11 protein-coding genes are annotated in these 13,088 nt (G+C 68.6%); 2 read left to right on the top strand and 9 right to left on the bottom strand.

Annotated elements, in window-relative coordinates; translation table 11 throughout:
• Positions 1-4 precede the first annotated feature (4 nt).
• A complete protein-coding gene (locus BpN12_RS16455; protein WP_246796573.1) occupies positions 5-1,078 on the top strand; it encodes an OmpA family protein in 1,074 nt (357 codons plus the stop codon).
• A gap of 118 nt (positions 1,079-1,196) precedes the next feature.
• On the opposite strand, the gene tssA is transcribed toward BpN12_RS16455, so the two are convergent.
• The 9 genes from tssA to BpN12_RS16410 all read right to left on the bottom strand — a co-directional run bounded on the left by tssA (position 1,197) and on the right by BpN12_RS16410 (position 12,041).
• Positions 1,197-2,339 (bottom strand): type VI secretion system protein TssA, encoded by a 1,143-nt coding sequence (gene tssA, locus BpN12_RS16450; RefSeq protein ID WP_246796572.1) that lies wholly within the window; start codon positions 2,337-2,339, stop codon positions 1,197-1,199.
• A gap of 91 nt (positions 2,340-2,430) precedes the next feature.
• Positions 2,431-5,100, bottom strand: a complete 2,670-nt coding sequence (tssH, locus tag BpN12_RS16445; RefSeq protein ID WP_246796571.1) for a type VI secretion system ATPase TssH — start codon at positions 5,098-5,100, stop codon at positions 2,431-2,433.
• 67 nt (positions 5,101-5,167) lie between these two features.
• Positions 5,168-6,265: a type VI secretion system baseplate subunit TssG gene (gene tssG / locus BpN12_RS16440; protein WP_246796570.1), complete on the bottom strand. Its 1,098-nt coding sequence runs from the start codon at positions 6,263-6,265 to the stop codon at positions 5,168-5,170.
• Positions 6,229-8,067, bottom strand: a complete 1,839-nt coding sequence (gene tssF, locus BpN12_RS16435; RefSeq protein ID WP_246796569.1) for a type VI secretion system baseplate subunit TssF — start codon at positions 8,065-8,067, stop codon at positions 6,229-6,231. The genes tssG and tssF overlap by 37 nt, the downstream gene beginning before the upstream one ends.
• Positions 8,068-8,160: 93 nt before the next feature.
• Positions 8,161-8,643 carry a type VI secretion system baseplate subunit TssE gene (gene tssE / locus BpN12_RS16430; protein WP_055137947.1) on the bottom strand — a complete coding sequence of 161 codons (483 nt, stop codon included), beginning with the start codon at positions 8,641-8,643 and terminating at the stop codon, positions 8,161-8,163.
• A 75-nt stretch (positions 8,644-8,718) separates the two neighbouring features.
• A complete protein-coding gene (locus BpN12_RS16425) occupies positions 8,719-9,222 on the bottom strand; it encodes an Hcp family type VI secretion system effector (RefSeq protein ID WP_246796568.1) in 504 nt (167 codons plus the stop codon).
• Between the two features lie 77 nt (positions 9,223-9,299).
• Complete coding sequence (tssC, locus tag BpN12_RS16420; protein ID WP_246796567.1) at positions 9,300-10,790, bottom strand: type VI secretion system contractile sheath large subunit; 1,491 nt, start codon at positions 10,788-10,790, stop codon at positions 9,300-9,302.
• A gap of 14 nt (positions 10,791-10,804) precedes the next feature.
• A complete protein-coding gene (gene tssB, locus BpN12_RS16415; protein WP_246796566.1) occupies positions 10,805-11,344 on the bottom strand; it encodes a type VI secretion system contractile sheath small subunit in 540 nt (179 codons plus the stop codon).
• Positions 11,345-11,387: 43 nt separating this feature from the next.
• Positions 11,388-12,041, bottom strand: coding sequence for a tetratricopeptide repeat protein (locus BpN12_RS16410; RefSeq protein ID WP_246796565.1), 654 nt, complete (start codon positions 12,039-12,041; stop codon positions 11,388-11,390).
• Between the two features lie 369 nt (positions 12,042-12,410).
• Here BpN12_RS16410 and tssJ point away from each other — a divergent pair, with 369 nt between their 5' ends.
• Entirely contained in the window at positions 12,411-13,028 is a 618-nt protein-coding gene (gene tssJ, locus BpN12_RS16405) for a type VI secretion system lipoprotein TssJ (protein WP_246796564.1), read from the top strand.
• The last annotated feature ends 60 nt before the right edge of the window (positions 13,029-13,088 follow it).

Genomic DNA, 13,088 nt, shown 5'->3' with positions numbered 1-13,088 from the left:
CGCCATGACGACCTCCGTGCTTCCGCCGCGCCGCCGCCTCGCCGCGTCGATTACCACGTTCGCCGCGCTCGCCGCCGGCACCGTGTTCCGGGTGGGCGGCCTGGCCCTGCTCGCCGTGCCCGCCGTCACGTTCGCCGACAACGCCGGCCCCGCCACCGTGACGCGCGTGGACCCGAGCGGGGTGGTCGTGCGCAGCACCGTGATCCCGCCGACGGCGCCGGCGCCATCGGGCGGCCTCAGCGCGCCGCCGCCGGCCGAGGGCGGCACCAACCAGAACGGCACCGTGCTGACCGGCACCAACGTCGCGGGCGGCGCGGGCGGCGGCCCGGTGACGGGCGCCGGCACCGGCGCGACCGTGTCGGCGCCGCCGCAGGCCAACGCCACGCCGGGCCAGGTGGTGGTGGGCGGCAAGGTACCCGACGAGGCGACCAAGGCCGCCGTGCTGCAGAAGCTGCGCGACACCTACGGCGCCGGCAGCGTGGTCGACCAGATCGAGGTGGGCGACGTGGCCACCCCGCCGAACTGGAGCAGCAACGTGCAGAAGCTGATCGGCCCGCAGTTGAAGCAGATCAGCAAGGGGCAGCTGCGCATCGACGGCACCTCGATCGACGTGAAGGGCGAGGTCCGCAACGAGGCGCAGCGCCAGCAGGTGGCGAGCGACATGGCGAACCAGCTGAACCCGACCTACACGATCCGCAACGCGCTGCGCGTGAGCGCTTCCGAGCAGGGCCTGCTCGACCAGACGCTGGCCAACCGCACGATCGAGTTCGAGACCGGCAGCGCGACGCTGACGCCGCAGGGCCGCGCGATCCTCGACCAGATGGCCGACGCGATGGGCCGGATGGCGAACCGCTCGGTCGCGATCATCGGGCACACCGACAACTCGGGCAACCGCGCCTCGAACATCGCGCTGAGCCAGGCACGCGCCGACGCCGTGAAGGGCTACCTGGTGGCGAAGGGGATCCCGTCGCAGCAGCTGTCGACCACCGGCGTCGGGCCGGACCAGCCGATCGCCTCGAACGACACCGCCGACGGGCGCGCGCGCAACCGGCGCATCGAGTTCCGCGCGGGGCAGTAACGCCCGCGGGGCGATCAGACAGTCAACGACGACGGCGCCGCCGGGTTCGCACCCGCGGCGCCGTCGTCGCTTGCGGCGAGGATCAAGGGCGCAGCCGGACTGCGGCCGCCCGCCCCCCTCAACTATTCTCGTCGCGCCTCACCCCGAGCAGCTCGCGCAGGTGCGCGAGCGAGCCGTCGTCCTTCACCACCGATTCGAGCCACAGATGCAGCGGCATGTCGGCCCACTCGGCCGCCTTGTCGGCCAGGTACGCGACCGGGCTGTGCGGTTCGGTGGCGCGGAAGTACTTGGCCACGGCGCGCAGCTGCTCGACCGCCTGCGCGCGGTTCTGGATCCCGGCGATCACGATCGGCGCGGGGACGTGGACGGCGACGGGCTGGGCGGTGGGCATCGGCGTGTGCGGTTCGGGCGTGAGCGGGGTCTTGAAACTCGGTTCGCTGCGTTCGATCGGGCCGCCCTGCGCGACGGGCGGCGGCGGCGCGACGGGCTGCGCGTCGGGCGAATAGCCCTGCTCCCGGGCGAAGCGCTCGGCCAGCATGCGCACCGAATCATAGGCGTCGCGCGCCTGCCGGAAGCTCGGCGCGGCGTTGCCGGCGCGCCGTTCGAGTTCGTCGTCGAGCGTGTCGAGCGCCGCGCGGAACGCGCTCAGGCTCGCCAGCAACCCGGCGTAGAACGCCACCGAGGTCATCCGCTTCGAGGCCTCGATCTGCTCGACGGCGGGCTTGTTGCGCGCGATCTCGCCGGCGTTGTCGGGATCGCGCCGCACCGCCTGCGCGACGTGCTGCGCCACCTCCCAGTCGAGCGCGCTATAGGCGCTGCCCGAGCCGTCGGTGAGCGGCACCATGCGCAGCAGCTCGGCGGTGCGGCCCGACAGCCAGCCGACGTTGCCGAGCCGGTATTCGATGTCGTCGCCTTCCGGCAGCGGATGCACGCTGTCCCACCAGGTGCGGCAGAGCCCGGCCAGCAGCTCGTAGCCCTGGGTGAGCCCGGCCACGCCCTCCTGGATGCCGAGCGCCTCGGTGAGCCAGACCGCGAGCCGCAGGTCCTTGGTGCGCGTGCCGAGCAGCGCGACCGACTGGTCCACCACGAAGCCCCAGTCGGCTTCCTTGATCTCGGTGATCCACTCGCCCTGGTCGAGCGAGGGATCGTCGAACTTGCGCGCGTGCTGGATCGCGTCGAATTCGGACGAGAACAGCAGGTCGTCGCCGCAGGGCGACGCTTCGTTCAGGGGCGCGAGCAGCGCATTGACGTGAATCGGCATGGTCGTCGTGACAGCTGGATGATCGGTGAAGCGGCGCGCGCGGCGCGGGCCCGGCTGTGCCCGCCCGCCGCGCGCCGCGCGGGTTGCGGCCTTACTTGACGGTGTACTCGAACTCGCCCGCCTCGCTCGCGCGCACGGCGATGCGCTCGATCGCGCTGCCCTCGGCGAGCCGTTCGAGCACGTGGCCGGCGATCTCGGGCAGCAGCGTGCCGTTCAGGATGTGATCGACGTTGCGCGCGCCCGAATCCACTTCGGTGCAGCGCGCCAGCACGGCGTCCACCAGCGACTCGTCCCATTCGAAGGCGGCCTTGTGGTTCGCCTCGATGCGCCGCGCGATCCGTTCGAGCTTCAGCTCGATGATCTCGGCCAGCACGTCGTCCGAGATCGGATAGTACGGCACCACCTTCATGCGGCCGAGGAAGGCCGGCTTGAACGCCTTGTAGAGCGCCGGGCGCAGCGTCTCGGCAAGCGCGTCGGGATCGGGCAGCTCCTCGGCCGGCTTGTTCAGGCACGCCTGCATCACCGCGGTCGAACCGACGTTCGAGGTCAGGATGATCAGCGTGTTGCGGAAGTCGATCTCGCGACCCTCGGCGTCGTCCATCGCGCCCTTGTCGAACACCTGGAAGAACATTTCGAGCACGTCCGGGTGCGCCTTCTCGACCTCGTCGAGCAGCACCACCGAATACGGATTGCGCCGCACCGCCTCGGTCAGCACGCCGCCCTCGCCGTAGCCGACGTAGCCCGGCGGCGAGCCCTTCAGGCCGGACACGCTGTGCGCCTCCTGGTACTCGCTCATGTTGATGGTGACCATCTTGCGCTCGCCGCCGTACAGCACGTCGGCCAGCGCGAGCGCGGTCTCGGTCTTGCCGACGCCCGACGGCCCGATGAACAGGAACACGCCGCGCGGCTTGTCCGGATCCTCGAGGCCGGCGGTGGCGGTGCGCACGCGCTGCGCCACCGCGTCGAGCGCGTGGTCCTGGCCGATCACGCGCGCGCCGAGCAGCGCCTTCAGGTTCATCACGGTCTCGATCTCGTCCTTGACCATGCGGCCGAGCGGAATCCCGGTCCACGCGGCGACGATCTCGGCCACCACGTGCGCATCCACCTGCAGCGGCACCATCGGCTCGACGCCCTGCACCGCCTTCAGCGCGGCCACGCGTTCGGCCAGCTGCGCGCGCACCGCGTCGGCGTCGATCCGCTCGCCGTCGGCCGAGGCCTCGCGCGCGGCGTCGATCTGCGCGCGCAGCGCGACGATCTGGGCCACGATCGCCTGCTCCTCGGCATAGCGCGCCTCGGCCGCCGCCAGCGCGGCCAGGTCGGCCTCGCGCGCCTCGCCGAGCGCGGCGAGCCGCTCGTCGTGCGCGGCACCGCCCGCCACCTCGCGTTCGAGCGCGGCGATCTCGGCGGCCGTGCGTTCGAGGCGCTTCTTCAGGTCGTCGATCGCCGCCGGCGTCGCGCTCTGCGCCAGCGCGACCTTCGCGCAGGCGGTGTCGAGCACGCTGATCGCCTTGTCCGGCAGCTGCCGGCCGCTGATGTAGCGATGCGACAGGCGCACCGCCTCGGTGATCGCGTCGTCGAGGATCCGCACGTTGAAGTGGCGCTCCATCAGCCCGGCCATGCCGCGCAGCATCGCGGCCGCGAGCGGCTCGCTCGGCTCCTCGATCTTGACCACCTGGAAGCGCCGCGCCAGCGCCGCGTCCTTCTCGAAGTATTTTTTGTACTCGCTCCAGGTGGTGGCCGCGATGGTGCGCAGCTCGCCGCGCGCGAGCGCCGGCTTGAGCAGGTTAGCCGCGTCGTTCTGGCCGGCCTGGCCGCCCGCGCCGATGATGGTGTGCGCCTCGTCGATGAACAGGATGATCGGATGCGCGCTCTTCTTGACCTCGTCGATCACGCTCTTCAGGCGGTTCTCGAACTCGCCCTTCACGCTCGCGCCGGCCTGCAGCAGCCCCATGTCGAGCACGTGCAGCGCCACGCCCGCGAGCGGCGGCGGCACGTCGCCGGCGGCGATCCGCAGCGCCAGCCCTTCCACCACGGCGGTCTTCCCGACGCCGGCCTCGCCGGTCATGATCGGGTTGTTCTGGCGGCGCCGCATCAGGATGTCGATCGCCTGGCGGATTTCGGCGTCGCGGCCGATCACCGGGTCGATCCTGCCGTCGCGCGCGCGCTGCGTGAGGTTGGTGGTGTAGGTGTCGAGCGCGGGCGTCTTCGACGGGCCGCCCGCGGCGCCGGCCCCGGCATGGGCCTCGGGCTCGTCGTCGTGCGCGGCCTCGGCGCCGCGCGGCTCGGCCTCGTTCGAGCCGGCCGTGATCTCGTCGAACTTGTGCTTGAGATCGGTCACGCGCACCTGCGCGAACTGCGGCGACATGCGCTGCGCGAATTGCGCGAGATCGGGCGCGCTCAGCAGCGCGAGCAGCAGGTGGCCGGAACGGATCCGGCCGATCTGCGCGTCGAGCGAGGCGATCAGCCAGGCCTGCTGGAACAGCTCGCTCAGATGCACCGAGAACACCGGCGTGCGCGTGTTGCCGCTCTTGAGCGTGTCGAGCTCGCGCTCGAGGTCGCGGCGCAGCGCGTGCGGATCGACGCCGCTCGCGCGCAGCACCACCGGCATGTCGCCCGAGGTCTCGTCGAGCAGCGCGACGAACAGATGCTCCAGATCGACCTCGTAGTGGCCGCGCGCGAGGCATTGGCTGGCCGCGCGTTCGGCCGCCTTGCGGCAGGTCGGGTTCAGTTTCGCAATCAGGGTTTTGAGGGGCGTGCTCATGACGTCGGTCGCTCTCGGGTTCGCTCGGTCGTTGGATTCGGGGGCTTGGCCTGCTCGGGCGCGGCGCTCAGTGGATCACGTGCAGCTCGTAGCGCGCGTCGGCGCGGTCGTGCCGCGCCTCCTGCGTGCAGAGGAACGCGTCCCAGCCGAGCCGCCCGCCGGTGTTGAGGATGGTCGGGCCGACCTCGGCGCGCTTGAGCACCAGCCGGACCTCGTATTCGAGCGTGACGCCGGCCAGCAGCGTCAGCATCCGCTCCAGCGCGACCGCGCGGTCGCCGCCGGGCAGGAACGCCTCGTAGTCGCGCTTCGACAGCGGGCCGACCACCAGCCTCGCGCGCATGTCGCGCTGCCAGACGCGCTCGCCCACCAGCGCGGTGGCGCCGAGCGTGGCGTTGATCTCGCCGAGCACGCTCAGCTGGTCGGGCGGCACGTCGTACCACTTGCCGACGAACTGCTCGACGCGGATCGCCACCTTGAAGTAGTCGGACAGCGTGCGCTGCAGATAGGCGGCCGACACCGGCCGGTGCCGCGCGGCGAGCGCGTAGCCGGCGATCGCCTCGTCGATCACGGCGCCCGTGCCTTCCTGCATCGCGCGCCGCGCGCCGCGATGCGACACGCCGGCCAGCGCGAGCAGCAGCGGCAGGTAGCGCTCGTCGCGGTCGAGTTCGTAGTGCAGCGGCAGCCGGTACTTCTTCCACGCCGAATAGAACAGCGCGGTGGCGCGGTTCGAGAACACGTCGAAGAACGCGCGCGCGGCGTGATCGCGCTTCAGGTGCTCGCGCGCCACCACCTGCTCGGTGTAGTGGTGCGGCAGCGCGCCCTGCCCGCCCAGCAGCCCGAAGAACGCCGGCATGATCGACACGCGGTCGATCGCCTCGCTGCCGATCGCGGCCGCGCGCGCCTCCTCGGTCACGCGCTCGCCGGCCGCGTCGAACGACTGCGCTTCCTCGATCTCGCTCGGCGGGAAGCCGAGCGAGATCGAGTTGCGGAACGCCACGCGCCGCTCGACGATCTCGCCGGGCCGCAGCGCATCGGGCTTCTCCGGGTCGCGCCGCGCGAACCAGGTTTCGAGCAAGCGCACCGCCTGGAAGAACTCGAAGCGATACGGCTCGTCGAGGAACTGCCCGACTACGCCAGGATCGATTCGCCGCTTCGCGGTTTGCATCGCATGATCTCCTCGCCGGTGCGCTTGGACACGACGATCAGTTGCACAAAGCTGTTGAGGTGGACGTACAGCCCGAAGAACGCGTCGAGCATGCGCGCGAACGCGGCCAGGCTGGTGCCGACGAAGTGTTCCTCGTCGATCGTGAGGCGGATCTCGATGCCGCGCACGAAGGTCGCGAACGGCTTGCCGGGCAGCCACTGCACGGCGCCGCGCTGCTCGACCGCGACCAGCCCGTCGATGTGGCGCGTCGAGACCGCCGAGCGGCGCAGGTCGTAGAGCGTGAGCAGTTCCTTGAGCGGCGCGAGGCCGTCGGCCACCAGCGAGACGTGGTTCAGCGCGAGGTGCGAGATCAGCCGCCAGTGCGCGGCGCGCCCGCGCGCGAAGCGCACGCTCGCGGTGGGCCGGCGCAGCATCGTGATGTCGCCGAAATCGGCGCCGCCGTCGGCGAACAGGTCGCCGCCCGCGAGGCCGGTGGCGAGCCCGGCCGGCAGGTCGCGGTTGGTGCAGGTCAGGCGCAGGCTCAGCGTGTCGGTCTGCGGCGCCGACGGCTCGAAATCGATGTCGACGATCGACAGCTCGGTCTCGTAGCCGGGGCTGTGCTGCGCGACCCACTCGTTGCGGCGCGCGAACCAGTAGTGGCCGACGTGGCCGGCCTCGCCGTGGTGCAGCGAGTAGAACGGCCGGAACTCCACCACCGCCTCCTCGTGCGCGGTCTGGCGCACCAGATGCACCGAGTCGATCGAATAGACCTCGTAGGCGAACGCGCGGCGCGCCTCGGCGATCACCGGGTACGCCACGCTCTGGTGATCGACGCGGATCGGCTCGCCGTTCTGCTTGAACAGGTTCACCACCGGCGTGCAGAACAGGCGCAGGTGCGTGGCGCCGAGCATGTCGAGCAGCCGCGCCACGTGCGAATCGCTGCGCACGTCGCTGAGCACGATGTGCAGCGTCAGGCGGTGGCACGGCCCCGCGCGGCGCACCATCGCGGCCAGGTCGAAATCGACGAAATCGAACTTGTCGGGAAACGCGAAGTATTCGGTCAGCAGCCGGTAGGCCGGATGCGAGCGCGCCGGGTAGTCGATCAGCGCGTCCCGCTCCTCGAAGCCGGCCTGCGTGACGGGCGAGCGGCGCAGCGCGGTCCAGCGGCCGTTGCGCTCGGGCTCGACGTAGGTGGCCAGCGTGTTGATGAACAGGCAGTCGGCCAGCGCGGCGACGAACGACTGCTCGCCGTGCAGATGCGCGCGCAGCGCGTCGAGCTTCAGCGCGCCGAGATCGAACTGCGGCGCGAGCGATTCGAAGGTGATCGAGATCACGCCGGTGGCGTTGCCGGGCAGCACGGTGGCGGCCGGCGCGGCGGCGATCGAGGAATAGCGCGCTTCGCTGATGCGGATCGGCGCGATCGTCACGTCGTAGGCGGTGCGGAACTGGCACTGCACGCCGCGGATCGCACGGCTCTTCAGCTCGGTGCCGCGCGCCACGCGATGCGGCGCGGTCAGCTGCGAGACCGCCGAGGTGGGCGCGAACTGCGCGATGGTGCAGGACGGGAACGGCCGCAGGTAGTGCGGATAGAGCACGTCGACGAGCGCCTCGGTGAACTCCGGGTAGTCGTCGTCGAGCTTCTTGTTGATGCGCGCGCCGAGCAGCGCGAACGATTCGATCATGCGCTCGACGTGCGGGTCGTCGCAATGCTCGCCCGTCATCGCGAGCCGCGCCGCGATCTTCGGATAGCGCCGCGCGAACTCGTGCGAGTAGCGCCGCAGAAACGACAGTTCGCGCTCGTAGTACGGCAGCAGCTCTTCCATCCTGATCCCCGAGAAGCCTGGCGCCCGTCCACCATCGGCGGCCGGGCCTGGTCGCCGTCGCGCCGCGCGAGGCGCGCGGCGAAACGATTGAATTTATGTCTTGGCGGCGCGGCCGCGCGTCACCGAGTACTGCAAGGTGGACGGCTGCAGCATCGCGTCGAAGCTGACGGGCTCCTGCGCCGGATGCACGACCAGCAGCGCCCGGATCGCGAAGTTCAACGAGTTGGTCGATTGCTCGTTGAGTTCGAACGATACCGCCACCTGGCGCAAGCGCGGCTCGTGCCGGTCGATCGCCTGCTGGATCGACTTGCAGATGAACGCGCGGTCGTAGTGACTCGCGAGGCTCAGGCCCGCGAAGTCGTTGAGGCCGTAGGTCAGCACCGACTGCTGGCACTGCGGCAGCGCCGTGAGGTCGTCGTCCGTCAGCGCGATGCGCGTGTTCAGGATCGATTCGACGTCACGGGCGACGGTGTTCTTCAGCTCGTCCAGCGACAATTGCCGCATCGCGGGCGAGGCCGGCAGATGCGGTTCGTCGTCGAACAGCTTGTCGAGGAAACTCGGCTCGAAACGTTTCATGGAACGGCGGGCAGCGGTGAAGCAAGACGCCGGGCGGGGCAGCGCATGCCCCGCCCGGTGGGTGTCACGACGCGCTTAGACCGCGTAGGTCTTGTCGTTCTTCGTGAGGCTCCAGGCGCCCTGCGTGTTGCCGCCCTGGTTGCCGCCGATGTTCTGCTTGGTCTGCTTCCACTGCACCGCGGCGTACTTCAGCGAGAACTGCTCGACCGGCAGGCCTTCCTTCTGCACGCTCGGCGTGACGCTCGAGATGATCACGTACTTGAGCTTGATCTCGAGGTACTTGACGCGCTTGCCTTCGCCGTCCGAACGCATGAAGTCGATCGACACTTCGTCGAACGTCGTGCCGCCCGAGGCGTGCTGGTACAGCAGCGGGCTCGCCATGTCGAGCTCCTTCGTGAACACCATGTCGCTGTGTTCGCAGCGCTCGGCGGTGTGGCCGCCCGAGGTGGACGAGGTGGCCGAACGCGGCTGCGTGACCGACCAGTCCCACGACTTGAGTTCGATCCAGCCCGAGTGGTCCTTGTCCTGCGACTCGCCCTTGATGGCCGGATTACCGAAATTGAGATAGATATCTAACATGACGCATCGACTCCCCAAAGAGGTGGTTTTCCCATTTCTGCCCGGGCGGCCCGCCCGGGCGACTTCGACTCAAACGCTCATGAATTTGCCGACTTGGGCAGATCCGCGACCAGGCGCAGCGAGATCGAGAGTTCGTCGAGCTGGAAGTGCGGACGCAGGAACGCGACCGAACGATACGAGCCCGGCTTGCCCGGAATCTCGGCCACCTGGACCGAAGCTTCGCGCAGCGGAAACTGCGCCTTCTGTTCCTGGGTCGCGTTGTCGTCCAGCAGCACGTACTGGGAGATCCAGCGATTCAGGAAAGATTCCACGTTTTGCGCGGAAGCGAAGCTGCCGATCTTGTCCCGCATCATCGCCTTCAGGTAGTGCGCGATGCGCGATACCGAGAAGATGTACTGGAGCTGAGCGGACAGCACTGCGTTCGCGTTCGCGCTGTCGGTGTTGTATTTCTTGGGCTTCTGCACCGACTGGGCGGCGAAGAAGGCGGCGTAGTCGGAGTTCTTGCAGTGGACCAGCGGGATGAAGCCGAGGTCGCTCAGCTCCTTCTCGCGGCGGTCGGTGATCGCGATCTCGGTCGGGCACTTCAGCGCGATCTCGCCGTCGTCGGTCTTGAAGGTATGGGTGGGCAGGTCCTCGACCAGGCCGCCGCCTTCCACGCCGCGGATCGCCGCGCACCAGCCGAAGTCGTCGAACGCGGCGGTCAGGCGCGCCGCGAACGCCCAGGCGGCGTTGCACCATAGATATTTCGAATGATCGGTGCCGTCGACGTCCTCGACGAAATTGAAGCTCTCGGCAATCTGGCCGTCCTTCGGATGGAACGGCAGGCGGCCGAGGAAGCGCGGCAGCGTGAGGCCGACGTAGCGCGAATCCTCCGCGTCGCGGAACGACTTCCACTTCGCGTATTCGACCGTGTCGAACACCTTGCCGAGGTCGCGCGGCTTGCCGAGGTCGGCGAACGACTCGAGGCCGATCAGCTCGGGCGCGGCCGAGGCGATGAACGGCGCGTGCGCGGCCGCGGCCACGTGCGACATCTGCTCGATGAAGTACATGTCCTCGGGCTGGCGCGAGATCTCGTAGTCGCCGATCAGCGCGCCGAACGGCGCGCCGCCGAAGGTGCCGAACTCTTCTTCGTAGACCTTCTTGAACAGCGCGCTCTGGTCGAACTCGGTGGCGGCCTTGAAGTCGCGCACCAGCTCGCGCTTGGGCGCGTGCATCGCCTTGATCTTGATGGTCGAGCCGGTGTTGCTCTCCGAGACCAGATAGTCGAGGCCGCGCCAGGTGCTTTCGAGGCGCTGGAATTCGGCCGCGTGCATCACCGCGCTCATCTGCGCCGAGATCAGCCGGTCGAGTTCGGCCACGCGCGCGTCGATGGTGGCCGACAGGTTGTCCGAGACGATCACGGTGCCGTCGAGCACCTGATGCACGAGTTCGCCGATCAGGTCCTTCGCACGCGCGTGCTCGGATTGCGATTTGGCGACCTTGCTCTTCTCGACGATCTCGTCGAGAAGCGATGTGTCGGCGCCCTCGAGGGCGCCGGACTGCTGGGCCGCAGCCGTTTGCTGGTTCATCTCACCCCCGTGGCTCATTCGCCGCTGTGCTTGCCGTCGTCCGGCTTGCCGTCCGCTTCACCCGACTGCTTCGCGAGCGCCTCGAGCTGCTGCGTGTTGCTGAGCACCTCGCTCAGCAGATCCTCGAGCTTGTCGTTGCCGGCCAGCTTGTTGCGCAGGTCGGCCAGCTTCGAGCGCGCCTCGATCAGGCGGCGCAGCGGATCGATCTGGTTGACCACCTGGTCCGGATCGAAATCGTCGAGCGAGCGGAACTTCAGGTCCACGGCGAACTTGCCGCCGTCCTCGCTGAGCTTGTTCTCGACCTGGAAGGCCGCGCGCGGCTCGATCGCCTTCATCACGTCATCGAAGTTGTCGCGATCGATGTTGACGAACTTGCGATCGCGCAGCTTCGGCATCTCGACCTCGGACTGCCCGGCCAGGTCGCCGACCACGCCGACCACGAACGGCAGCTCCTTCACCTCGATCGCGTCGCCGCGCTCGACCTCGTAGGTCAGCTGCACGCGGGGCGGCCGCACCTTTTGCAGGCGTTTCTGGATACTTTCTTTTTTCGCCATGACGGCTCTCCCGATAACGTGTGGTGGTGGACGTGCGGGGTGCTCAGCGCAGCGCGCTGAACGGGTCGGCGCCGCCCTTGGCCGGCGCCGCTGCCGGCGCGGCCGGCTTGGCGGGTTCGGCGGCCGGTGCCGCGGCGGCCGGCGCGGCGGCGTTCGTCGCCTCGTGCGTGACGCGCTTGCGGTAGACCTTGCGGCGCTTCGGCTGCGGCTTGTCGGCCTGCTGCTCGGGCGGGAACAGCGCGTCCTCGCCGAGCGTGTCGCGCAGCTGCTTGGCGAGCACCAGCGCGTCGGACTTCGCGTCGCCGGCCAGCGACGAATCCTGGCGCAGCTCGCTCAGCGATTCGGTGGCGATGCGCAGGCCCGCCACGGCCAGCACGCTCTTCGACTGGCGGTCGGTGTTGTCGCGCTGCAGCGCTTCCTGCGCCGCGACGATCGCCTGGCCGTAATGGCCCTGCTGGAACTGGATCTGGGCGATGCGCGCCCACGGTTCCTCGCGCGTCGGGTCGGACTTCGCGAGCTGCTGGTAGAGGCCGATCGCCTTGTCCTGGTCTCCCGCCTTCGCGACCGCGTCCGCGTCGTCGAGCGACTTGTTGAACGCGTCGGGCGTCGGCGGAGCCGGCGGCTGCGTTGCACAGCCGGCGATCACGCCACATGCCATCACTACTGCGGAAAGTTTTGCGAACAGTCGGTCTTTCATCGTTTTATCACCGGGCGCGGAGTTTTAAATCGTTGAGTTTCAGTAGTTTTGCTTTGATGCTAGTGCGCGGGTATAGTACCGATCAATTTTTCATAATTCAATGACTGCGACGCGAGTGCCGATTTAAATCCTCGCTGAGGCCCGCCGGATATGGCTGAACGCAATCCCTTCAGCAAAGTGGATAGTAATTTGATGAGAAACATTTACTTGGGTTTTCGTAAATGCGACTGAATTGAAGAAAAAATTTCCGAACGATTGATGCGAGTTGCGGGCAGCCGTTACCGGGGTGCTGGACGGACCCGCAACACAACCACACACGCTATCCAGGCATTTCTGACAGGAACCGACTCGCGTCGCCCTCGATCCACGATGACTCCGTTTCTCTCCCGCTTCGCGCTGCCGCTCGCGGCCTGCGCGCTTCTGGCAGGCTGCGCGGCGGCGGTGCCGCTGCTCGGCTCGGCAAGCAGCGCCGCGCTGCAGATGGTCGGCATCGGCAAGCCCGAGGTGCCTGACGCGCAGAAGCCGCCGCGCAATCTGGGCGTGACCCTCTACGCCGCGCCGAACCTGAACGCCGCCAACGACAACAAGCCGCTCGCGTTAGTAGTCAGGCTCTATACGTTGAAGGATCCGACCTCGTTCCAGCAGGCGCCGTTCGACGCGTTCACCGATCCGGCCAAGGAGAAGGCCGCGCTCGGCGCCGACCTGCTCAGCGTGCGCGAGGTGACGCTGATTCCGGGGCAGCGCTACAACGCCACCGAAAAGGTCTCGCGCGAGGCGCAGGCGTTCGGCATCGTCGCGCTGTTTCGCGCCCCCGCGCTGCAACGCTGGAAACTGGCATTCGATCCGGCGAAATCGGAGAAATCCGGCATAATCATCGGCCTGCACAACTGCGCGATGACGGTGACCGGCGGTAACGTCATCGCGCCGCAACAGGGCATGCCGGTACAGCAGCTCAATATGCTGTCGTCGGTAAGCTGCGGTGGCTGACGGACTCGATGACGATTCAAAGTCAATTAGACAGGTTTGACATTTACGTGACGCGGCGCG

The sequence above is a fragment of the Burkholderia perseverans genome, from assembly GCF_022870505.1.
Lineage (GTDB): Bacteria > Pseudomonadota > Gammaproteobacteria > Burkholderiales > Burkholderiaceae > Burkholderia > Burkholderia plantarii.
This window is presented reverse-complemented; position numbering and strand designations above follow the sequence as displayed.

Coding starts and splice junctions, on each gene's coding strand:
- BpN12_RS16455 (WP_246796573.1), top strand. CDS start 5: ATGACGACCTCCGTGCTTCCGCCGCGCCGCCGCCTCGCCGCGTCGATT.
- tssA (WP_246796572.1), bottom strand. CDS start 2,339: ATGCCGATTCACGTCAATGCGCTGCTCGCGCCCCTGAACGAAGCGTCG.
- tssH (WP_246796571.1), bottom strand. CDS start 5,100: ATGAGCACGCCCCTCAAAACCCTGATTGCGAAACTGAACCCGACCTGC.
- tssG (WP_246796570.1), bottom strand. CDS start 6,265: ATGCAAACCGCGAAGCGGCGAATCGATCCTGGCGTAGTCGGGCAGTTC.
- tssF (WP_246796569.1), bottom strand. CDS start 8,067: ATGGAAGAGCTGCTGCCGTACTACGAGCGCGAACTGTCGTTTCTGCGG.
- tssE (WP_055137947.1), bottom strand. CDS start 8,643: ATGAAACGTTTCGAGCCGAGTTTCCTCGACAAGCTGTTCGACGACGAA.
- BpN12_RS16425 (WP_246796568.1), bottom strand. CDS start 9,222: ATGTTAGATATCTATCTCAATTTCGGTAATCCGGCCATCAAGGGCGAG.
- tssC (WP_246796567.1), bottom strand. CDS start 10,790: ATGAACCAGCAAACGGCTGCGGCCCAGCAGTCCGGCGCCCTCGAGGGC.
- tssB (WP_246796566.1), bottom strand. CDS start 11,344: ATGGCGAAAAAAGAAAGTATCCAGAAACGCCTGCAAAAGGTGCGGCCG.
- BpN12_RS16410 (WP_246796565.1), bottom strand. CDS start 12,041: ATGAAAGACCGACTGTTCGCAAAACTTTCCGCAGTAGTGATGGCATGT.
- tssJ (WP_246796564.1), top strand. CDS start 12,411: ATGACTCCGTTTCTCTCCCGCTTCGCGCTGCCGCTCGCGGCCTGCGCG.